22 protein-coding genes are annotated in these 20,660 nt (G+C 72.6%); 9 read left to right on the top strand and 13 right to left on the bottom strand.

Annotation, left to right across the window (positions count from 1 at the left end; all coding sequences use genetic code 11):
* Positions 1 to 22: 22 nt before the first annotated feature.
* A complete protein-coding gene (locus tag CP980_RS26805) occupies positions 23 to 1,216 on the bottom strand; it encodes an argininosuccinate synthase (protein ID WP_150529246.1) in 1,194 nt (397 codons plus the stop codon).
* A gap of 173 nt (positions 1,217 to 1,389) precedes the next feature.
* Between CP980_RS26805 and CP980_RS26800 the strand changes: the two genes are divergently transcribed.
* Genes CP980_RS26800 through CP980_RS26790 form a run of 3 tightly spaced genes read left to right on the top strand, consistent with a single transcriptional unit; the run spans position 1,390 to position 4,190 of the window.
* Positions 1,390 to 2,901: a hypothetical protein gene (locus tag CP980_RS26800; RefSeq protein WP_150529245.1), complete on the top strand. Its 1,512-nt coding sequence runs from the start codon at positions 1,390 to 1,392 to the stop codon at positions 2,899 to 2,901.
* 5 nt (positions 2,902 to 2,906) lie between these two features.
* A complete protein-coding gene (locus CP980_RS26795; RefSeq protein WP_150529244.1) occupies positions 2,907 to 3,488 on the top strand; it encodes a pyridoxamine 5'-phosphate oxidase family protein in 582 nt (193 codons plus the stop codon).
* A 6-nt stretch (positions 3,489 to 3,494) separates the two neighbouring features.
* A complete protein-coding gene (locus CP980_RS26790) occupies positions 3,495 to 4,190 on the top strand; it encodes a L,D-transpeptidase family protein (RefSeq protein ID WP_132760514.1) in 696 nt (231 codons plus the stop codon).
* Here the strand turns inward: CP980_RS26790 and CP980_RS26785 are convergent.
* From CP980_RS26785 to argC, 6 genes are all read right to left on the bottom strand, one after another.
* On the bottom strand, positions 4,177 to 4,989 hold the full coding sequence (locus tag CP980_RS26785; protein WP_150529243.1) for a hypothetical protein: 813 nt from the start codon (positions 4,987 to 4,989) through the stop codon (positions 4,177 to 4,179). The genes CP980_RS26790 and CP980_RS26785 overlap by 14 nt on opposite strands.
* Positions 4,990 to 5,085: 96 nt before the next feature.
* Positions 5,086 to 5,649 carry an arginine repressor gene (locus CP980_RS26780; RefSeq protein ID WP_030157281.1) on the bottom strand — a complete coding sequence of 188 codons (564 nt, stop codon included), beginning with the start codon at positions 5,647 to 5,649 and terminating at the stop codon, positions 5,086 to 5,088.
* Positions 5,650 to 5,656: 7 nt separating this feature from the next.
* Entirely contained in the window at positions 5,657 to 6,856 is a 1,200-nt protein-coding gene (locus tag CP980_RS26775) for an acetylornithine transaminase (protein WP_132760380.1), read from the bottom strand.
* A complete protein-coding gene (gene argB, locus CP980_RS26770) occupies positions 6,853 to 7,791 on the bottom strand; it encodes an acetylglutamate kinase (protein WP_132760381.1) in 939 nt (312 codons plus the stop codon). The genes CP980_RS26775 and argB overlap by 4 nt, the downstream gene beginning before the upstream one ends.
* A complete protein-coding gene (gene argJ / locus CP980_RS26765; RefSeq protein WP_132760382.1) occupies positions 7,788 to 8,945 on the bottom strand; it encodes a bifunctional glutamate N-acetyltransferase/amino-acid acetyltransferase ArgJ in 1,158 nt (385 codons plus the stop codon). Before argJ ends, argB begins: the two co-directional genes overlap by 4 nt.
* Positions 8,942 to 9,970 carry an N-acetyl-gamma-glutamyl-phosphate reductase gene (gene argC / locus CP980_RS26760; protein ID WP_132760383.1) on the bottom strand — a complete coding sequence of 343 codons (1,029 nt, stop codon included), beginning with the start codon at positions 9,968 to 9,970 and terminating at the stop codon, positions 8,942 to 8,944. The genes argJ and argC overlap by 4 nt, the downstream gene beginning before the upstream one ends.
* A 488-nt stretch (positions 9,971 to 10,458) precedes the next feature.
* Between argC and CP980_RS26755 the strand changes: the two genes are divergently transcribed.
* The 3 genes from CP980_RS26755 (at position 10,459) to CP980_RS26745 (ending at position 13,298) form a co-directional block, all read left to right on the top strand.
* On the top strand, positions 10,459 to 11,286 hold the full coding sequence (locus tag CP980_RS26755) for a HEAT repeat domain-containing protein (RefSeq protein WP_167535880.1): 828 nt from the start codon (positions 10,459 to 10,461) through the stop codon (positions 11,284 to 11,286).
* Between the two features lie 304 nt (positions 11,287 to 11,590).
* Complete coding sequence (locus tag CP980_RS26750) at positions 11,591 to 12,289, top strand: alpha/beta fold hydrolase (RefSeq protein WP_132760384.1); 699 nt, start codon at positions 11,591 to 11,593, stop codon at positions 12,287 to 12,289.
* A gap of 187 nt (positions 12,290 to 12,476) precedes the next feature.
* Positions 12,477 to 13,298, top strand: coding sequence for a S1 RNA-binding domain-containing protein (locus CP980_RS26745; protein WP_229907172.1), 822 nt, complete (start codon positions 12,477 to 12,479; stop codon positions 13,296 to 13,298).
* A 20-nt stretch (positions 13,299 to 13,318) separates the two neighbouring features.
* Here the strand turns inward: CP980_RS26745 and CP980_RS26740 are convergent, their stop codons facing one another.
* The 4 genes from CP980_RS26740 to CP980_RS26725 form a co-directional block, all read right to left on the bottom strand.
* Positions 13,319 to 13,567 carry a hypothetical protein gene (locus CP980_RS26740; protein ID WP_150529241.1) on the bottom strand — a complete coding sequence of 83 codons (249 nt, stop codon included), beginning with the start codon at positions 13,565 to 13,567 and terminating at the stop codon, positions 13,319 to 13,321.
* Between the two features lie 218 nt (positions 13,568 to 13,785).
* Positions 13,786 to 14,121 carry a hypothetical protein gene (locus CP980_RS26735; RefSeq protein WP_189998924.1) on the bottom strand — a complete coding sequence of 112 codons (336 nt, stop codon included), beginning with the start codon at positions 14,119 to 14,121 and terminating at the stop codon, positions 13,786 to 13,788.
* 90 nt (positions 14,122 to 14,211) lie between these two features.
* Positions 14,212 to 14,967 (bottom strand): N-acetyltransferase, encoded by a 756-nt coding sequence (locus CP980_RS26730; protein WP_132760385.1) that lies wholly within the window; start codon positions 14,965 to 14,967, stop codon positions 14,212 to 14,214.
* 41 nt (positions 14,968 to 15,008) lie between these two features.
* Positions 15,009 to 16,448 carry an aminotransferase-like domain-containing protein gene (locus tag CP980_RS26725; RefSeq protein WP_150529240.1) on the bottom strand — a complete coding sequence of 480 codons (1,440 nt, stop codon included), beginning with the start codon at positions 16,446 to 16,448 and terminating at the stop codon, positions 15,009 to 15,011.
* Between CP980_RS26725 and CP980_RS26720 the strand changes: the two genes are divergently transcribed.
* Together CP980_RS26720 and CP980_RS26715 are read left to right on the top strand one after the other, a co-directional pair.
* Positions 16,447 to 17,457 carry a DMT family transporter gene (locus CP980_RS26720; protein ID WP_132760387.1) on the top strand — a complete coding sequence of 337 codons (1,011 nt, stop codon included), beginning with the start codon at positions 16,447 to 16,449 and terminating at the stop codon, positions 17,455 to 17,457. The genes CP980_RS26725 and CP980_RS26720 overlap by 2 nt on opposite strands.
* Positions 17,458 to 17,518: 61 nt before the next feature.
* Positions 17,519 to 17,716, top strand: a complete 198-nt coding sequence (locus tag CP980_RS26715; protein WP_132760388.1) for a DUF1918 domain-containing protein — start codon at positions 17,519 to 17,521, stop codon at positions 17,714 to 17,716.
* Positions 17,717 to 17,752: 36 nt separating this feature from the next.
* On the opposite strand, the gene CP980_RS26710 is transcribed toward CP980_RS26715, so the two are convergent.
* Complete coding sequence (locus CP980_RS26710; protein WP_150529239.1) at positions 17,753 to 18,991, bottom strand: glycoside hydrolase family 10-like protein; 1,239 nt, start codon at positions 18,989 to 18,991, stop codon at positions 17,753 to 17,755.
* 153 nt (positions 18,992 to 19,144) lie between these two features.
* On the opposite strand from CP980_RS26710, the gene CP980_RS26705 reads away from it, so the two are divergent.
* Positions 19,145 to 20,038 (top strand): 3-hydroxybutyryl-CoA dehydrogenase, encoded by an 894-nt coding sequence (locus CP980_RS26705; RefSeq protein WP_063789474.1) that lies wholly within the window; start codon positions 19,145 to 19,147, stop codon positions 20,036 to 20,038.
* A gap of 87 nt (positions 20,039 to 20,125) precedes the next feature.
* On the opposite strand, the gene CP980_RS26700 is transcribed toward CP980_RS26705, so the two are convergent.
* The gene (locus tag CP980_RS26700) at positions 20,126 to 20,656 is read right to left on the bottom strand and encodes an NUDIX hydrolase (RefSeq protein WP_132760390.1); all 531 of its coding nucleotides are present in this window, start codon (positions 20,654 to 20,656) and stop codon (positions 20,126 to 20,128) included.
* Positions 20,657 to 20,660 lie beyond the last annotated feature (4 nt).

Genomic DNA, 20,660 nt, shown 5'->3' with positions numbered 1-20,660 from the left:
GTACTGGCGTAACGAGTCGGGCTCAGGCCAGGTCGCGGCGTGCCGCGATCTTCGACGAGAGGCCGAAGATCTCGATGAATCCCTGGGCCTTGGACTGGTCGAAGGTGTCGCCCGAGTCGTAGGTGGCCAGGTTGAAGTCGTAGAGCGAGGCGTCCGACCTGCGGCCGGTGACCACGGCGCGGCCGCCGTGCAGGGTCATCCTGATGTCGCCGGTGACGTGCCGGTTCGCCTCGTCGACGAAGCCGTCCAGGGCCCGCTTGAGCGGGGAGAACCACAGGCCGTCGTAGACCAGCTCGCCCCAGCGCTGCTCGACCTGCCGCTTGTAGCGGGCGAGCTCGCGCTCGACGGTGACGTTCTCCAGCTCCTGGTGCGCGGTGATCAGCGCGATCGCGCCGGGGGCCTCGTACACCTCGCGGGACTTGATGCCCACGAGGCGGTCCTCGACCATGTCGATCCGGCCGATGCCCTGGGCGCCGGCGCGGGCGTTGAGCTGCTGGATCGCCTGGAGCACGGTGACCGGCCCGCCGTCGATGGCGACGGGGACGCCTTCCTCGAAGGAGATGACGACCTCGTCGGCCTCGCGCGGCTCGGCTGGGTTCGCGGTGTACTCGTAGACGTCCTCGACCGGCGCCTTCCAGATATCCTCCAGGAAGCCCGTCTCGACGGCGCGACCGAAGACGTTCTGGTCGATGGAGTACGGGGACTTCCCGGTGGTCGCGATCGGCAGGCCCTTGGCCTCGCAGAAGGCGATGGCCTTGTCCCGGGTCATGGCGTAGTCGCGGACCGGGGCGGTGCACTTCAGGTCGGGGCCGAGGGTCTGGATGCCTGCCTCGAAGCGGACCTGGTCGTTGCCCTTGCCGGTGCAGCCGTGGGCGACGGTGCCGGCGCCGTGCTTCTTGGCGGCGGCGACCAGGTGCTTGACGATGACCGGCCGGGAGAGCGCCGAGACCAGCGGGTACCGGTCCATGTAGAGGGCGTTGGCCTTGATCGCCGGGAGGCAGTACTCGTCGGCGAACTCGTCCCTGGCGTCCGCGACCTCGGCCTCCAGGGCGCCGCAGGCGAGCGCCCGCTTGCGGATGACCTCCAGGTCCTCGCCGCCCTGGCCGACGTCCACGGCAACGGCGATGACCTCGGCGCCCGTCTCCTCGGCGATCCAGCCGATGGCGACGGAGGTGTCCAGTCCGCCTGAATAGGCGAGTACGACGCGGTCGGTCACGGGCTTCTCCTTCCGGGCTCCGGCGGTACATCCAGGTGCAGGCATAACTATGCACTGCTCCGTATGTTTCGTCAATCGAACCTGTTCGACACCCCGCTGACCAGGGCGATATCAGAGGCGACTGCCGCGGGAAAGGCCTAGGATCAGCGGTCTGCACCACCGGGGGAGGACATATGGGAGCCGTTGCACGGCGGCAGAGCGAAGAGGGCCGGGCCGCGGCGGCGGGCCTGCTGCGCGGCGGGCGCTTCGGGATCGGCGGCGTCGCGCGCCCCGTCCTGCCGGCCTCCTGGATCGCCTTCGACGCGGAGATCCGGCGCGTCCACTCCCCCTGGTTCCCGGGCCCGCGCGGCGCGGCCCGGATCGAGGTGCGCCTGTGCCACCCCGACGGCCGGGTCCGCGAGGCAGCGCTCCAGGATCCGAAGCCGCCGCTGCCCCTCGTCGCGATCCGGTGCGCCGACTGGGTTCCCGCGGTACGCGAGCGCGCGCGGCGGGTGCTCGCCGAAGCGCTGGCCGCACGCCCCGCGAACACCTTGATCGGCCTGACCCCGCTCGTACTGCGACTCGGCGGGCGCGAGCAGGGTGCCTGGGCGCTGGAGCTGTTCGAGACCGCCCTGCGGGCGCCGGAGCCGGTGCTCGCCCCCTACTGGCGTCCGGCGCAACCCGCGCGGTGGGGCCGTGCGGCCAAGCCCGCGCGCACGATGACCGGCGAGGAGCCCGACACGGTGCTCGGCTGGCTGCGGCGCAGCGGGGACCTGCCGACCCGGCGCTTCGCCACGCGCCTCACGCTCGGCGCCGGGCTGTTCGGCGTACGGGAGCTGGCCCTGCGGGCCGGCCAGGAGCAGGATCCCGCGACGGCCCGGCTGTGGGCGGACGCGGCGCTGGCCGCGCTGGCCGCCGACGGGCCCGACGACGAGGCGATCGACTCCCTGCTGCGCGGGCACATGCCGATGGTCCGGGCCGGCGGGGTCACCGCCCTGCGCCGCGCCGGGCGCCACGCCGAGGCGGCCGAGCACCTCGCCGACCGCTCCGGGCTGGTACGGGCCTGCGCGCGCTGGCTCGTCAAACAGGACGGCGGCGACCCGTACGCCCTCTGCCGCGCCCTGGTCGAGGACCCGGCCCGGTTGACCGCGCACGCCGTCACCGGCTTCGCCGAATGCGCCCGGCGGGCGGACGCGCCGCTGCTGCGCGCGCTGCTGGACCACCCCGCGGGGGCCGTTCGGGCGGCGGCGGTCGCCGGACTGCGCACCCTGGACATCACCGACGCGGACCTGCTGCGGCCCCTGCTCGACGACCCGTCGGCCGCGGTCGCCCGTGAGGCGTCCGTGAGCCTGGCCCAGGTCGCGGCCCGACTGCCCGCCGAGTGGCTGCTGGAGCGCATCGCGCCCGGCCGCCCCGCGCACACCCGCCGCGGCGCCTACCGGGTGCTGCACGCCCGCGGCGGCGTCCTCGGGCTGCGGGCCTCCGTGGAGCTGCTGACGGACGCCGACCCGGGGCTGCGCCGGCTCGCCGCGCAGCGCGTGCAGAGCCTGTGGTCCCCGTACGCGCCGCCCGCGCTGCCGCTGCGCGATCCGGAGGTGGGCGCCCTGCTGGAGCGCTGCACCGAGCTGTTCGGCGACCACGTCATGGGGCGGCTGCGCTCACAGCTCGGAATTCCCCGCGCCGGTTCCGGCCCGATCGGATACTGACCCGTATGGGAAAGCTCTACGCACGCATAGACGGCCGGCTCCGCTCCTTCATCGAGGAGCAACCGGTGTTCTTCACGGCCACCGCGCCGCTCGCGGGGGACGGCCACGTCAACCTGTCCCCCAAGGGCCGCGCGGGCACGCTCGTCGTCATCGACGAGCAGACCCTGGCCTACCTCGACTTCGGCGGCAGCGGCGCCGAGACCATCGCCCACGTCCGCGAGAACGGCCGGATCACGCTGATGTGGTGCGCGTTCAGCGGTCCTCCCACCATCGTGCGCATCCACGGCGAGGGCGAGGCCGTCTTCCGCGACGACCCGCGCTGGGGCGAGCTGATCGGCCTGTTCGGGGCGGCCGACGGGCCCTCGGCGCGGGCGATCATCCTCGTGCACGCCCGCCGGATCGCCGACGTGTGCGGGTACGCCGTCCCGTTCATGGAGTACCAGGGCGAGCGCACCCTGCACGCGGAGTACTTCGGCCGCAAGAGCGACGAGGAGTTCGGCGCGTACTGCGAGAAGAAGGAGTTCATCGGATCGAGCCTCGACGGCCTGCCTGCGCTGCCGCTGCCCCTTCCGCCCCGTACCGTCTGACATGTGCTGCGTACCGCTCTCGTCACCACCTCACTGATCGTCACCAGCCTGCTCGCGCAGGGTCCGTACGGGCCCGATCCGCTGCCCGCCCGCCTCGCCGACACCGGCGGCGGCAGCCAGCTCATCACGGCCGTCGCGCCCGCGCCCGGGTCCACGGCCGGGCGGCTGACCTGGTGGGACCGCAGGGCGGGGCGCTGGTACGAGGCCGGCAGCGCCGAGGCCCGCTTCGGCGCGAAGGGGCTGACCGAGGGCGCGAACCGCACCCAGGGCACGAACACGACCCCGACGGGCCTGTACGAGCTCCCGTACGCCTTCGGGATCCGCCGCGCGCCGGCCGGGACGGAGTTCCGCTACCGCCGGGTGACCCCCGATTCCTGGTGGTGCCAGGACAACGCCTCACCCGCCTACAACCGGTGGACCGAGCCGCTCCCCGCGCACTGCGCGCCGGGCGAGGCGGAGCACCTGGTCACGTACGAGAAGCAGTACGCGTACGCGCTGGTCATCGGGTTCAACTACGAGCGGCCGGTACGGGGCCGGGGCGCGGGCATCTTCCTGCACGTCAACGGCAAGGGGGCGACGGCCGGTTGCGTGTCCGTGCCGGAGCGGGCGATGCGCGCGCTCCTGCGCTGGGCCGACCCGCGCCGCCGCCCGCACATCGCCATCGGCACCGGGGAGGGAGCGCTCGCCGTCACCCGGTACTGACGGGCTCGCCGCTGCCGGCGGGTGTCCGGCGGCGCGGGCGGCCCCGGTTGCGGCCGCGGCGGGTGCGCAGCCGGCTCACGCGCAGCCGCCGGAAGGTCTCGGGATCGCGGGCCTCCAGGGCGCAGAGCGCCGGATGGGGCGGTCCGAGGCGCGCGGTCTCCACGGCGTCGGCGTCCCCCGTCCAGCCGAGCCCGCGCGCCCGGTCGTGGACGGGGAACCAGACGATCTGGGCGATCACTCCGATCCAGGCGGCCCAGGCCGCCGTCCACTCGGCGTCGCCGCCGGGCTGCAAGGACATCAGGCCGCAGACACAGAAGAGCATCTCGGCCAGGACCAGGTACAGCCCGAGCTTCGACGCGCCGGCGGGTTCGCGGACCGTGAGGAGGTCCGGGCGGGCTTCGCGGAACTCCCGGCGGGCGCTCGCGAACCCCTCGTCCCGCAGCACGAGGCTGCCGAGGGTGGCGGGGGCGCTGCGGCGCCGCAGGGCGGCCAGCACGGCCTCGGGCAGCGGATGGCCCGGGGCGCGGGCGGGGTCCGCGGCGCCGGGGGCGGGGCGCAGGTTGCCGCGGTGGTTGACGGTGACGAGCCCGTCCAGGAGCAGCCGGGCGGTGGCCGCCTGGACCGCGTCGTTCGGCCACCAGCGCTCCAGGGCGGCCTGGTACGGGTCGGCCAGTACGGCCGCCCACCGGTCGAGGGCGCGGCGGTGGCGCACCGCGGCGCGGCCCCGGACCACACCGGTCAGCCCGTACAGCGCGGCGGTGACGGGCACGGCGACACTGGCGACGGTGGAGGCATGCACACGCCGACCCTAGGCGGCCCGGCCGCGGCCGGTACAGCCGGATGTCCGCCCCGCCGTACGGGAACTGACGGGCCGTGGGCCGGGCCCCGGGGGCGGTCAGCCCTCCTTCTGGGCCAGCCTCAGCAGGTGGTCGGCGAGGGCCTGGCCGCCCGAGGGGTCACGGCTGATCAGCATCAGCGTGTCGTCGCCGGCGATCGTGCCGAGGATCTCGCGGAGCTCGGCCTGGTCGATCGCGGAGGCGAGGAACTGGGCCGCGCCCGGCGGGGTGCGCAGGACGACGAGGTTCGCGGAGGCCTCCGCCGAGATCAGCAGCTCCCCGGAGAGGCGCCGCATGCGCTCCTCCTTCGCCGACTCGCCGAGCGGGGCCTGCGGGGTGCGGAAACCGCCCTCGCTGGGGACCGCGTAGATCAGCTCGCCGCCGGTGTTGCGGATCTTCACCGCGCCCAGCTCGTCGAGGTCGCGCGAGAGCGTCGCCTGGGTGACGCTCAGCCCGTCGTCGGCGAGCAGCTTGGCGAGCTGGCTCTGCGAGCGGACCGGCTGCCGGTTGAGGATGTCCACGATCCGGCGGTGGCGGGCGGTACGGGTCTGCGGAACGGACGGACCGCCCCCGGACTCGGTCCGGGGGGAGCCCCACTCCTCGTGGTCCTGCGCCTGGCTCATCGTCGTCTCATTCCCCGGTGTGTCCGTCCCCGTCGGCTGCGTCGAGGATGCCGGGCAGGGCCCGGACGAACGCGTCCGCCTCGGCCTCGGAGAGTACGTACGGAGGCATGAGCCGTACGACGTCGGGGGCGGGCGCGTTGACCAGGAAGCCGGCATCCTGGGCCGCCTGCTGCACCTGCGGTGCGAGCGGCCCGGTCAGCACGATACCCAGGAGAAGGCCTTCCCCACGGACATGGGAGACCAGCGGGTGGCCGGCAGCCTCGATTCCGGAGCGCAGCCGCTCCCCGCGCGCCTTGACCCGGTCGAGCAGCCCCTCGGCGGCGATGGTGTCGATGACGGCGAGGCCGGCGGCGCACGCGACGGGGTTCCCGCCGAAGGTGGTGCCGTGCTGGCCGGGCTGGAGCAGCTCCGCGGCCGGCCCGAACGCGGCCACGGCGCCGATCGGCAGTCCGCCGCCCAGACCCTTCGCGAGCGTGACGAGATCGGGCTCGACACCCTCGTGGGCCTGGTGCTCGAACCAGTGACCGCAGCGCCCGATGCCGGTCTGCACCTCGTCCAGGACGAGCAGGGTGCCGGTGGCCCGGGTGATCTCGCGGGCGGCCGTCAGGTATCCGGCCGGGGGTACGACGACGCCGTTCTCGCCCTGGACCGGCTCGATGATCACGAGGGCCGTCTCCTCGGTGACGGCGGCCCGCAGGGCCTCGGCGTCGCCGTACGGGACGTGCGTGACCTCGCCGGGCAGCGGCAGGAACGGAGCCTGCTTCTTCGGCTGGCCGGTGAGCGCGAGGGCGCCCATGGTCCGGCCGTGGAAGCCTCCGTCGGTGGCCACCATGTGGGTGCGCCCCGTCAGCCGGCCGATCTTGAAGGCGGCCTCGACGGCCTCGGCGCCGGAGTTGCAGAAGAAAACCCGGCCGGGGCGGCCGAAGAGCTGGAGCAGCCGCTCCCCGAGCGCGAGCACCGGCTCGGAGGCGTACAGGTTGGAGACGTGGCCGAGGGTGGAGATCTGCGCGGTCACGGCCCCGACGATCGCCGGGTGGGCGTGGCCGAGGGCGTTGACCGCGATGCCGCCGACGAAGTCGGTGTACTGCTTGCCGTCCGCGTCCCAGACCTGGGCGCCTTCGCCGCGTACGAGGGCCAGCGCGGGGGTGCCGTAGTTGTTGGTCAGCGCGCCCTGCCAGCGGGCCGCGAACTCCTGGTTGCCGGTCACGCGGGTTCCCCTCCCTGTGCGTCGGGCACGACCATCGTGCCGATTCCCTCGTCGGTGAAGATCTCCAGCAGGATCGAGTGCGGGACCCGCCCGTCGATCACGCGGGCCGTGCTCACCCCGCCGCGTACGGCGTGCAGGCAGCCCTCCATCTTGGGCACCATGCCGCTGGACAGCTCGGGCAGCAGCTTCTCCAGCTCGCTGACGGTGAGGCGGCTGATGACCTCGTCGCTGCTCGGCCAGTCCGCGTAGAGGCCCTCGACGTCCGTGAGCACCATCAGCGTCTCGGCGCCCAGCGCGGCGGCGAGCGCCGCGGCCGCCGTATCGGCGTTCACGTTGTAGACGTGGTGGTCGTCGGCGCTGCGTGCGATGGAGGAGATGACCGGGATCCGGCCGTCCGCCAGCAGCGCCTCGATCGCGCCCGTGTCGATGGCGGTGATCTCGCCGACCCGTCCGATGTCGACGAGCTCGCCGTCGATCTCGGGGGTGTGCCGGGCGGCGGTGATGGTGTGGGCGTCCTCGCCGGTCATGCCGACGGCGAGCGGCCCGTGCTGGTTGAGCAGCCCGACCAGCTCCCGCTGGACCTGGCCCGCCAGGACCATGCGTACGACGTCCATCGCCTCGGGGGTCGTGACGCGCAGGCCGGCCTTGAACTCGCTGACCAGGCCCTGCTTGTCGAGCTGGGCGTTGATCTGGGGGCCGCCGCCGTGCACCACGACGGGCCTCAGGCCGGCCTGGCGCAGGAAGACCACGTCCTGGGCGAAGGCCGCCTTCAGGTCCTCGTCGATCATGGCGTTGCCGCCGAACTTGATGACGACGACCTTGCCGTTGTGGCGGGTGAGCCAGGGCAGCGCCTCGATGAGGATCTGCGCCTTGGGGAGCGCGGTGTGCTTGCGCGCGGTTCCGGTGCCGGGCTGGCCGGCCTTCTCGTCGCTCATGAGCTGTAGGCGCTGTTCTCGTGGACGTACTCGGCGGTCAGGTCGTTGGCCCAGATCACGGCGGACTCGGAGCCGGTGGCCAGGTCCGCGGTGATGCGGACCTCGCGGTCCTTCATGGAGACCAGGTCGCGGTCCTCGCCGACCGAGCCGTTCTTGCAGACCCAGACGCCGTTGATGGCCACGTTCAGCCGGTCCGGGTCGAAGGCGGCCCGGGTGGTGCCGATCGCGGAGAGCACCCGGCCCCAGTTGGGGTCCTCGCCGTGGATGGCGCACTTGAGCAGGTTGTTGCGGGCGATGGACCGGCCGACCTCGACCGCGTCGCCCTCGGTGAGCGCGCCGACGACCTCGATGCGGATGTCCTTGCTGGCGCCCTCGGCGTCGCCGATCAGCTGGCGGGCGAGGTCGTCGCAGACGGTCCGTACGGCCTCCGCGAAGGCCTCGTACGCCGGCACCTGGCCGGAGGCCCCGGAGGCGAGCAGCAGCACCGTGTCGTTGGTGGACATGCAGCCGTCGGAGTCGACCCGGTCGAAGGTGGTCCGGGTGGCGGAGCGCAGCGCCTGGTCGAGGGTGGCGCTGTCCACGTCGGCATCGGTGGTGAGGACGACGAGCATGGTGGCCAGCCCCGGGGCGAGCATGCCGGCGCCCTTGGCCATGCCGCCGACCGTCCAGCCGTCCCGCGCGACGACGGACGTCTTGTGCACGGTGTCGGTGGTCTTGATGGCGATCGCGGCGTCCTCGCCGCCGTCGGCGGTCAGGGCGGCGACGGCGGTGTCGATGCCGGGCAGGAGCTTGTCCATGGGGAGCAGGACGCCGATCAGGCCGGTGGAGGCGACGGCGACCTCGCCGGCGTTGTGCCCGCCTCCGAGCGCCTGCGCCACCTTCTCGGCGGTGGCGTGGGTGTCCTGGAAGCCCTTGGGGCCGGTGCAGGCGTTGGCGCCGCCGGAGTTGAGGACGACCGCGCTGACGACGGAGCCGCGCAGGACCTGCTCGGACCAGAGCACGGGCGCGGCCTTGACGCGGTTGGAGGTGAAGACGCCCGCCGCGGCCAGCCGCGGACCGTTGTTGACCACGAGGGCCAGGTCCGGGTTGCCGTTCGCCTTGATCCCGGCCGCGATGCCGGCGGCCGTGAATCCCTGTGCTGCCGTAACGGTCACGGCGCGACTCCGATCGTGGAAAGCCCGAGCTCTTCTGCGAACCCGAGGGCGATGTTCATGCTCTGCACGGCGCCACCGGCGGTGCCCTTGGTGAGGTTGTCGATGGCGCTGATCGCGATGATCCGCTGCGCGGACCCGTCGTACGCGACCTGGATCTGAACGGCGTTGGAACCGAGGACGGACGAGGTCGCCGGCCACTGGCCCTCGGGCAGCAGGTGCACGAAGGGCTCGTCCGCGTACGCCTTCTCGTACGCGGCGCGCACGGCGTCGGCGGTGGTGCCGGGGAGGGCCTTGGCGGAGCAGGTGGCCAGGATGCCGCGCGACATCGGCACGAGGGTGGGCGTGAAGGAGACGGAGACCTTCCGCCCGGCGAGCGGGCTCAGGTTCTGCACCATCTCGGGGGTGTGCCGGTGCCCGCCGCCCACGCCGTACGGGCTGACCGATCCCATGACCTCGGAGCCGAGCAGGTGCGGCTTGAGCGCCTTGCCGGCGCCGGAGGTGCCGGTCGCGGCGACGATCACGGCCTCGGGCTCGGCCAGCTGCGCGGCGTAGGCCGGGAAGAGGGCGAGGGTGACGGCGGTCGGGAAGCACCCGGGCACCGCGATGCGCCTGGACCCTTCCAGGGCGGCGCGGGCACCGGGCAGCTCGGGGAGCCCGTACGGCCAGGTGCCGGCGTGCGGGGCGCCGTAGAAGGCGTCCCAGTCGGCGGAGTCCTTGAGCCGGTGGTCGGCGCCCATGTCGACGACGAGGACGTCGGGGCCGAGCTCGGCGGCGACGGCCGCGGACTGCCCGTGGGGCAGGGCCAGGAAGACGACGTCGTGGCCGGCGAGGACCTCCGGCGTGGTCGCTTCGAGGGTTCGCCCGGCCAGGGGCACCAGGTGCGGCTGGAGGCTGCCGAGGAGCTGTCCGGCGTTGGAGTTGCCGGTCAGCGCGCCGATCTCGACCTCGGGGTGGGAGAGCAGCAGACGCAGGACTTCCCCGCCCGCGTACCCACTCGCTCCGGCCACCGCTACACGTACCACCATCGGACCCTCCTCCTCGATGGCATGACTATACGTACTCCCGCACTTTTATGCAAAGCAATGCACAGAGCACCCCGGGGCGCGCCGAGACTCGGTGCGCAGCGACTACCGGCCCGAACACATCCCGGCCTTTCTGGGCCCCCGGTGGTTCGAGGAGCACTTCAGTCACCTGGAAGGCACCACCCCCAAGATCCTGCGGCGGACTGCCGCCGTCCGCCTCGTTCACTGGGCCTCCGGAGGCTCCATGAACGAGGCAGCCGAGCTTCTCGGGATCTCGCCCGGACGCATGCAGTTCACCCCGGCCAACGACGCGCACCGCCGGTCACGCGCCCTACAAGGCCCGGCAGGACGTCGAGAGGGTCTGAGCGGCTGAGGGCGCCGGCTACCACGAACGTTGTCAGTGGCCTGTCGGACAATCCGTGCCGTGACCGCAGCACGGAGACCCGCAGTGGCAGGTCCGGTGCGGTCTGAAGGATCACAAGGAGGACGGATTGGAAGACCAACGCGCAGCGCATGATCTCACCCAGCGCCTTGATGAGCTGGCGGCCGGACTCACGGATCCGGACTGCGATCTCGACGACCTTGCAGAAATCGAAGAGGAGCTCGCAGCCGCCCGGCGGCGAGAGCTGATTCCGCACCTGGAACGGCATCTCGCGGCAGCCGTGGAAGCGGGCAACTGGTACGCCCGTCATGTGCTCGCCCGGATTCTGGCCGAGACCGCCGGCCACACGTCCCTTGCCACCCTGCTGCGGGCATATTCCCGCAATCTGGGTGACGACCAGGACTCCCTCTCGACGAGGCTCCATGTACTCGCGCAGGAGGACCCCGCCGCCGCGCGCGAAATCCTCCTGCCGTGCGCCGTCGGCAACGATGAGGACCTTCGCAGGGCGGCAATCTGGCTGCTCGGCTTCGTCCCCGAACCAGCCGATCTCACCCTGCTGGCCCACGCCGCGCAGGACTCGGACGAAGGAGTCCGCAGCGCGGTCGTGGGCACGCTCGGCAGCCACGGGACAGAGCCGGCGGCCATCGACCTGCTGTTGAACCTGCTGGAAGACCCTTCCCCGCAGGTACGCATCTCCGCCCTCGGCTCCCTCGGCTTCCTTCAGCAACCCAGAACCCTGCCGAAGATCCGCTTGCTCGCGAACGACGACGACCCCCTCGTTCGAGCCTGGGTCGCGATCGCCTTGGGCCGCTTTCCCGCCCCAGAGCCGGCAGACCCCGCGACCTCGGCCATGCTCGACCAGCTGGCAGCCGACGCTGACCCGTACGTTCGTGACCAGGCAACCGAGGCACGTCAGCGCAAGCCCCTCCGCGGCTGACGAGCCGTGCGCTTCATGCGGCGCCGGCCAGATCCGATTGCGGTGGCTGGGCTGCCCATGGGCGTTGGTCGCGGATGAGGGCCCACAGAAAGCCGGCGAGCGGGCCCTGCCGGTGAGGGGCCGCGTACGAGCAAGGCGGGACGGGAGGGATGACCGTCCCGCGTCGCCTCGTCGCCGACCACGAAGAACCCGGACGCTCTGGGCTGGATCCCCGGTTGGGTTGCCGAAGATGCGGCGTGGCTGCGCCTGGTGTCGACTCCTTGTGGAGCGCGGCCCGCGCTCCACAAGGAGTGAGGAGCGCGCTGTGTCGACATCGACCAAACCGAGCATCGTCTTCGCCCACGGCCTGTGGGCCGACGGCTCGTGCTACAGCAAGGTGATCCCCACGCTGCAGCAAGAGGGGCACGAGGTGGTGTCCGCACAGAACGCCCTCGACACCCTGGAAGGCGATGTGGACGCGGTCTCCCGCGCACTGGGACGCGTCAGCGGCCCGGCCATTCTCGTCGGCCACTCCTGGGGCGGCTTCGTCATCACAGCGGCGGGAACGGACGACCGCGTCGCCGGCCTGGTCTACATCAACGCCCTCGGCCCGGACGCCGGCGAGACACCGCAGGACCTGATCGCCAAGTACGACCCCCCAGCGCTGTTCTCCCACCTCGACGTCGAGGACGGGCGCATCTGGATCTCCAAGGACGGCATCTCGCACTTCTGCGGAGACCTGCCCGAGCAGGAGCAGCAGCTCGTCTGGGCGACCCAGGGCGCGCCGCCCGCCGACCTGCTCGCCACCGCCAAGACCGACGAACCCGCCTGGAAGTCGAAGCCCAGCTGGTACATCGTGGGCAAGCAGGACCGCGCCATCAACCCCGAGCTGCAACGCTTCATGGCCAAGCGCATGGACGCCACCACCGTCGAGACCGACACCAGCCACGTCCCCATGCTCTCCAACCCCGCCCTCGTACTCGACGTGATCCGCACGGCCGCGAAGACCGTGCAGAGCTCCTGACACCCCCGGCTGCGAGATCCTCCGGGCGCCGCGCGCCTGCCGAGCCCCCCGCCGGAAAGGCACGCCACCCACTCTGTGACGCCGGCGCACCGGAGCGTCCGGTCAGGCCGAAGCCCGCCGAGCAATTCATTCGGCGGGGTCACGAGAGTTAGAAGCAGTGCGGCGGGGGCCGACTAGGGTCACCTCCATGTCCGAACCAGCCCTTGACCCTCGCATGCAGTACTTGATCGACCGGCTCCGGCCGGGGGCAGTGAGAACGGTGAGGGTCACCGGGTTCGACGGAGCCGACGTTCTGGTGCAGCTCGTGGGTGCCGCGGGGGAGAAAGTCGAGATCGGTCGGATTCCTCGACATGAGGCGTCGATGCGTCGGATGGAGCATCCATCCGAGCTGTTTGAGGTCGGCCAGGAGCTCAAGGCCGAAGAGATCGGGCGCTGGCGCGAAGGTCAGCTTCACCTTTCAGCCAGGGCGTGCGAGATTCCGGCCTTGCGGGCCTTCCTCCTCGCGTTTGAAAGAGGGCAGGTCGTCGCTGGGACGATCGCCGCGGTTCACGATATCGGGGCCTTCGTCCACGTCGACGGCGAGCCGGACGGCTTGTGCACCGGTTTCATCCGGGTGCCGGACCTGACGTGGGGCTGGGTCAACCACCCCTCCGAGGCCGTCGAGGCTGGCCAGCGGATCACGGCTGAGGTGATCGTTGCCGATACGCGCTCCGGACAGGTCACGCTCTCGCTGAAGGCTTTGCAGGAAGATCCGCTCATTTCGTTTGCGGATCAGGTCGGTCGGGTCCTCGCCCGGCCGATCACCAAGATCGTTCCCTTTGGTGTGTTCGTGCAGCTTGCTCCCGACGTTGTGGGGTTGCTTCACGTCTCAGAGCTGACGGACGAGCCGGCCGAGACCCCGGATCAGCTTGTCGATGAAGGCGAGCTGATCACGGTGAAGGTCGTCGAGGTCGACCTCCAACGCCATCTGGTGCGGCTGGGCTTCGCTGGTGGAGTGGATAGAACCTAGCGACCTGGTGCCAACACGGCTCAGCAGACAGCTGGGGCCTGCCAGTCCACGGCGATCACGGATCTGGCAATCTCGATGAACTTCTCCAGCGCATCGTTCATCTGCGCGGCTGACGGGCCAGAGGATCGCTCGGCACAGCGGCTGAATGTTGCAGAGCCACCGCTCGGCGACGTCGCGGGACTCGGGGTCGCCCACGGCGTCGAGACCGCGGCATCGGGCACGCTCGTCATTGGTGGCACGGTGACAACGGCCGAGGGCAGCTGGTCCATTGCCGACGTGTCTGCTGATCGACGAAGCACGCGGGGTGGTGTCTGGCCGCGCGCGGCGGCAGCCGGGGGGCGCCGTCACCGGACTCGACGCCGAAGGCGAGTCGTCCCCGGACGCGTGGGTAACCGAGCCCGTCCTGGCCTTCAGCCCCGCCGACCGGAGCGGGGGCGGGGACGGGGACGGCGATTGGGGTCCGCCGGGTGCCGGGAAGCAGCGGGCGTCACAGGCCGAGGGCCAGCATGATCGTGACCGTCGGTGGGAGCGTCGCGACCCATCCCGCCCAGCGGCCCGCCGCGGCCAGGGCGGGGCGGCGCCGGCACAGCCAGAAGGCCGCCACCAGCAGCGGAGTGGCCGTCCAGGACCCGAACCAGCAGACCGTGACGACCGCCACGGTCCGGGGGTGAACCTCCTCGGCCATCCCGGCCAAGGCGCCGAAGAGGAACGCCACCGGAATCAGGGCCAGCGCCAAGCTCGTGACATAGCGCAGCACCACGTCCGCCGCAGAGGTTCCGGCGGCGGCGCGGTCGGTGGTCGGGGAAGGTGCCGTCTCGTGCATGGGCACAGCCAACCGGCCCCGGCGCCGGTCCGCCTGGGCGGCCGTACTCAGCGCCGGCCGGTCCTCGTGCTCATCCTGACCGGGCCGTACCTAGAGGGTGTTCAGGGGGTGGCGGACCCAGACGTTCGGCTCCACGTACGACGCGTGGCCCTGTTCCGCCTCGCAGCGGACCGGGGCAAGCGCTCCCGGCACCCGTACCGGGCCCGTCGTGTCGAACGGCAGACCGGTCCACTCCCGCCACTCCGCCAGCGAGCCGGTGATCGTCATCGACAGCGGGGCCACCGAGTCGATCACCGCCCCTGCGCGGACGTGGACCCGCAGCCACGGGTCGTACGGCAGACCGTCCTCGCGCGTGCGGTACGCGTACTCCTCCATCGGGGTCTCCGGCTCGGCCGGCTTGCCGCTGGGCCGGACCGGAGCGACCACCTCGGCGAAGCCGCGGGCGCGGGCGTTGTCCCGCATCGCGGCCAGCATCCGCCCCGACAGGCCCTCGCCGAGCCGGTCGGTGGCGACGGTGATCTCGATGGCGCTCACCGTGTCGGGTGCGATCCCGCGCCGCAGGTCGGAGAAGGCCCACATGAGGACCTGGTCCCAGCCCCGCGCGGGCAGCGCCCCGTCCCGGCCCGGCGCGTGCTGGGCGAAGGGCACGCTGAACCCGCGGGCGATCACCGCGTCGCCGTCGGTGGCGACCAGGACGTAGTCGGCGAGCTCCGCGACCATCCGGGGGTAGAGGAGCCAGGCGATCGGGTCGTGCTGGGCGAACTGCGGCCAGGTGTCCTTCATGTCCCAGAGCCGCTCGGCCAGTTCGGGTCGCTGCGCGAGCGTGGTGATCTTGATGCCGTCCATGACCGCAGGGTAGGCCGGTGGCGCGGAGTTGCTCCAGCGATTTAGGACGGGGCCCGCAGTGCGCGCAGCCGGCGTACGGCCTCGCCCAGTTCCGCCGCGCCCGAGACCCCGGCGAAGCTGAGCCGTACGTACGGACCGGGCGGCTCCGCGCAGAAGTACGGGCGGCCCGCGGCGACCGCGACCCCGGCGCGCAGGGCCGCCGCCGCGAAGGCCGCGTCGTCGTCGCCCTCGGCCATGCGCGCCCACAACTGGTAGCCGCCCGAGGGCAGATGGGGCAGGGTCAGCCCGGGCAGCTCCCGGCGCACCGCACCCGCGAGCAGGTCCCGGCGGTGGCGCAGCTCGGCGGAGACGGACCGCAGGTGGCGGGGCCAGGCAGGGGCGCCGACCAGCTCCAGGGCCGCTTCCTGGAGCGGCCGGGACACGAAGAAGGAGTCGACGACCTGGATGGCCCGCAGCCGGTCCAGCACCGGGCCGCGGGCGGCGAGCGCGCCCACCCGCAGGCTGGGTGAGGTGGCCTTGGTCAGGGACCGGACGTGCACGACCACCCCGTCGTGGTCCTCGGCGGCCAGCGCCGGCGGGAGCGGAGGGGCGTCGTCGTGGCCCAGCGCCCGGGCGTAGTCGTCCTCCACCACGAAGGCCCCGGCGGCCCGCGCGATCCGCAGCACCTCGGCCCGCCGCCCGGGGGCCAGCACCGCACCCGTCGGGTTCTGGAACAGCGGCTGGCATACGAACACCCGCGCGCCGGTCGCTTCGAAGGCGGCGGCCAGCAGCTCGGGCCGGACCCCCTCGGCATCCACCGGGACGGGCACCGGCCGGCATCCGGAGGCGCGGGCGATGGCCAGCAGCCCGGGGTAGGTCGGGGACTCCACGAGGATCGGCGCCCCGGGCGGGGCCAGCGCCCGCAGGGCGGTGGTGAGCGCGCTCTGCCCGCCCGCCGTGATCAGGACATCGGCGGCCCCGACGGCCCCGGCGGCCCCGCCGATCTCCCGGGCGAACCAGTCGCGCAGCTCGGGCAGCCCCTCCATCGGCGGCCGCTCCCAGGCCCCGGGGCGCCGCCCGGCCCGGGCCAGCGCGGCGGCCATGGCCCGCTCGGGCTGGATGGAGGGGTGCAGGTAGCCGCTGTTGAGCCCGATCACCCCGGACGGCGGCGCGGCCAGGCAGGCCAGCACCCCGGAGGCGTCCACCGAACGCGGGACCACCTCGCCCGCGCCCTCCGCGCTCAGGGCGACCTCCTGCCAGGAGGTGTCCCCGGGCGCGGGCTCCGCCGTGCGGGGACGGGCCCGGAACACCCCGGCGCCGGGCCGGGTGACGACCAGCCCCTCGGCGGCCAGCTGCGCGAGGGCGCGGGAGACCGTGACGGGGCTGACCCGGTAGCGCTCCACCAGCGCCCGACTGGAAGGGAGCTTTCCACCCACTGAGTAGCGGTCGAGCTCGGACCGCAAGGATTCTGCCAGCTCCGCCACACTGCTACGCTCGTACATGACAGCACAGAATAGCGCTACTCCCCACACCGCGATAGCGGTCGAGGATCCCGCACCCCGCGCTCCGCAGGAGCAACGCAGCGGCCGCGGCGGCCGCGGACCTCGCGGCCTTCGCAGCGGTCGCGGGCCTCTCGGCGGTCGCAGCGGCCTCGGCGGCCGGGCCACCGGCGGTACCGCCCTCGCCGGCCTCGGCGTCATCGCCTTCTCGCTGACCTTCCCCGCCACCGCCTGGGGCCTGGAGAGCTTCGGCCCCTGGTCCTTCGTCGCCGTGCGCAGCCTCCTCGCCGCGCTCATCGCGGGCGCCTTCCTGCTGGCCGGGCGCGTACCGCTGCCCGCCCGCGCGCACTGGACGGGCCTGGCCGTGGTCGCCGCCGGAGTCGTCGTCGGTTTCCCGCTGCTCACCACCCTGGCGCTGACCACCTCCACCACCTCGCACGCCGCCGTCGTGGTCGGCCTGCTCCCGCTGACCACGGCCGCCGTGTCGGCGCTGCGCACCGGGGCCCGCCCCTCGCGCCGGTTCTGGGGCGCGGCCGTCGCCGGGGCCGCCGTCGTGCTCGGCTTCACCCTGACCCAGAGCGGCGGCGCCCTCTCGGCCGGCGACGGCTACCTCTTCGGGGCCCTGCTGGTCTGCGCCGCCGGGTACACCGAGGGCGGGCGACTGGCCCGCACCCTGCCCGGCTGGCAGGTCATCGGCTGGGCTCTCGTGCTGTGCCTGCCGCTCAGCCTGGCCGGCTCCGCGCTGGGACTCGCGTACGAGCCGGTCCACCTCAGCGGCCACGGGGTGGCCGGGCTCCTCTGGGCGGCGGCCGGCTCCACCTTCCTCGGGCTGTACGTCTGGTACCGCGGGATGGCGGAGATCGGCGCCCCGCGGGCCAGCCAGCTCCAGCTCGCCCAGCCGCTGCTGACCCTGGTCTGGTCGGTGGCACTGCTGGGCGAGCAGCTGTCCCCGGCCGCCCCGGTCGCGGCCTGCGCGGTCCTGGTCTGCATCGCCGTGACCCAGCGGGCCTAATCCCGACAAACCGCCGTAAACTGCTGTCACCGGATTCAGACCGCCTCCGAGGAGGTCAGCAATGCGCGCGACCGAGGGCGACCAGCTGGTGCAGCACGGCAGGATCGTGGGGCAGCACGACAAGGTCGGTGAGATCACTCAGGTACTCGGTGACAACGGCACCCCTCCCTACCGGGTCCGTTTCCAGGACGGTCACGAGGCAGTCATGTCTCCGGGCCCCGACTGCGTCGTCAAGCACCCGTCGGAGCCCCCTCACTGACCTCACCCACGCGACGCGGCCGGCACGGCCCCCGCGTCACCTCGGCGGCACGGCCGTCGGGTAATGGTCGGCGACGACCCTGGCCATCGCACCATTGGGGTCCGCGACCACCTGCTTCGCCGAGAAGTAGACGTGGCCGCGGACCTCGGGGTAATCGCGGGCGAACGTCAGGTGCTTGGACAGCTCCTGCGGATCGCGCCACGCGGCGGTGGCGCTGTACCGGTCGCACCGGTACAGCGCCTCGCCCACGTACAGCGCCACGTCGGTGCCGGCCACCGTCTGCGCCCACCAGGGCACGAGCTTCGCGTAGTCGGCGCTCGGATGGCCGATCTGCCAGTACACCTGCGGCACGATGTAGTCGATCCAGCCCTCCCGGACCCACTTGCGGGTGTCCGCGTACAGGTCGTCGTACGTCTCCACCCCGGCCTGCGTCGGGGAACCCAGCGGGTCCCGGTCGCTGTTGCGCCAGACCGCGAACGGGCTGATGCCGAAGCGCGCGGCCGGGCGGACCGCCCGTACCCGCTCGGACATCTCGCGGACCAGCGCGTCGGTGTTGGCGCGCCGCCAGTCGGCGCGGGAGGCGAAGCCTGCGCCGTGGCGCTCGTACGCGTCGTCGTCGTCGAACTCCTCCCCCTCCACGGGGTAGGGGTAGAAGTAGTCGTCCCAGTGCACCCCGTCCACCTCGTAGTGGGAGACGGCGTCGAGCATGGCCTCCTGCACGAAGGCGCGCACCTCGGGCAGCCCGGGGTTGTAGTACAGCTTGTTGTTGTACGCGACCGTCCAGTCGGGGTTGCTCCGGGCCGGATGGTCCTCGGCCAGGCGGTCGGGGTCGGTGTGGTTGGCCACCCGGTACGGGTTGAACCAGGCGTGCAGCTCCAGCCCCCGGGCGTGCGCTTCGGCGACCGCGGTACCCAGCGGGTCCCAGCCCGGGTCCTCGCCCTGCACCCCGGTCAGCCACTGCGACCAGGGCTCCCGCGCCCCCGGCCACATGGCGTCGGCGGCGGGGCGGACCTGGAGGATCACGGCGTTCAGGCGGCGGGCGACGGCGGTGTCGAGCAGGCGGACCAGTTCCTCGCGCTGGTCCGCGGCGTCCAGCCCGCTCTCGGAGGGCCAGTCGACGTTCTCCACAGAGGCGATCCACATCGCGCGGAACTCGGCGGCCGCCTTGCGGCGCGGACCGCGCCCGTGCGCCGCCCGCGCGGGGGCCGCTCCGCCCACCGTGGCCAGCAGCCCGGCGGCTCCCGCCAGCAGCCCCCGACGCCCGATGTACGCCATGTGACGACTCCGTTCCGTTGCGTGACAGTTCCCTGCATCTGACAGCATGCCCGCCCCGGCCCCCCGCCACGGTCAAGGTCGGGGGTAACGTCGTGGGGCGTGGCGGGCGCCGGGACGCAGTGACACTGCGCAGCACGGGGGACCCGCCGACGGATGAGCAGCGAAAGGCACGAAGTGACTGACCTCCCTTCCGACATCACCCGGGTCGGCGTAGTGGGCTGTGGCCAGATGGGCGCGGGCATCGCCGAGGTGTGCGCCCGCAGCGGCCTTGAGGTGAAGGTCGCCGAGACCACCGGCGAGGCCCTGGAGATCGGGCGCACCCGGCTGCACAACTCCCTGACCAAGGCCGCCGAACGCGGCAAGATCAGCGAGGAGGAGCGGGACGCGACCCTGGCCCGCCTCACCTTCACCACCGATCTCGGCGAGTTCGCCGACCGCGACCTCGTCATCGAGGCCGTCGTCGAGAACGAGCAGGTCAAGACGGAGATCTTCCAGGTCCTCGACCAGGTGATCACCCGGCCGGACGCGATCCTCGCCTCCAACACCTCCTCGATCCCGCTGGTCAAGCTGGCCGTCACCACCTCGCGGCCCGACCAGGTCATCGGCATCCACTTCTTCAACCCGGCGCCGGTGCAGCAGCTGGTCGAGCTGATCCCGGCGCTGACCACCAGCGAGGAGACCATCAAGCGGGCCGAGGCCCTGGTGGGGAAGGTCCTGGGCAAGCACGCGATCCGCGCCCAGGACCGGTCCGGGTTCGTCGTCAACGCGCTCCTGGTCCCCTACCTGCTGTCGGCGATCCGGATGTTCGAGTCCGGGATCGCGAGCCGCGAGGACATCGACAACGGCATGGAGCTGGGCTGCGCCCACCCGATGGGTCCGCTCAAGCTCTCCGACCTGATCGGCCTCGACACGATCGCCTCGATCGCCGATTCGATGTACGCGGAGTACAAGGAGCCGCTGTACGCCGCTCCCCCGCTGCTCCAGCGGATGGTCGACGCGGGCCGCCTCGGCCGCAAGACCGGCTCGGGCTTCTACCCGTACGGCTGATCCCGTACCGTCGCGGCCCCCGCACGGCCCCCCGGCCCACGGCGTACGGCCCGCTGCCGACCCGCCGCCGGCCCGCTGCCGGCGCGTTCAGCCGAGCCGCAGATGGTGCAGGAGCAGCAGCCCGGCCGCCATGTTGGCGGCCGGGATCTCGCCGCGCGCGATCATGTCCGGCACGAGTTTGAGCGGCACCCACTCGCGGCGTGAGGACTCGAAGTCGTCCTCGGGATGTCCGATGTACGTCGCCCCGTCCGCCCAGTAGAGGTGGTGGCGGGCATCGGTCAGCCCGTTGGCCGGCTCCACGGTCATCAGGTGGTGCAGGGGCCCGGGCCGCCAGCCCGACTCCTCCTCCATCTCACGGGCCGCGGCCACCGCGATGTCCTCGCCGTCCTCGACCACGCCGGCGGGCAGTTCCCAGCCCCAGCTGTCGGTGATGAAGCGGTGCCGCCACAGCAGCAGCACCTCGTTGGCCTCGTTGACGGCCGTGGCGACGGCGACCGGCCGCAGCCGGATCACGAAGTGGTCCAGGTGCCGGCCGTCGGGAAGTTCCACATCGGCGAGGTTCACGTCGAACCAGCGGTTCTTGTACACGGTCTGCTCACTCAGGTTCGTCCACTGCACGGTT

The sequence above is a fragment of the Streptomyces vinaceus genome (genome assembly GCF_008704935.1).
GTDB classification, from domain to species: domain Bacteria; phylum Actinomycetota; class Actinomycetes; order Streptomycetales; family Streptomycetaceae; genus Streptomyces; species Streptomyces vinaceus.
This window is presented reverse-complemented; position numbering and strand designations above follow the sequence as displayed.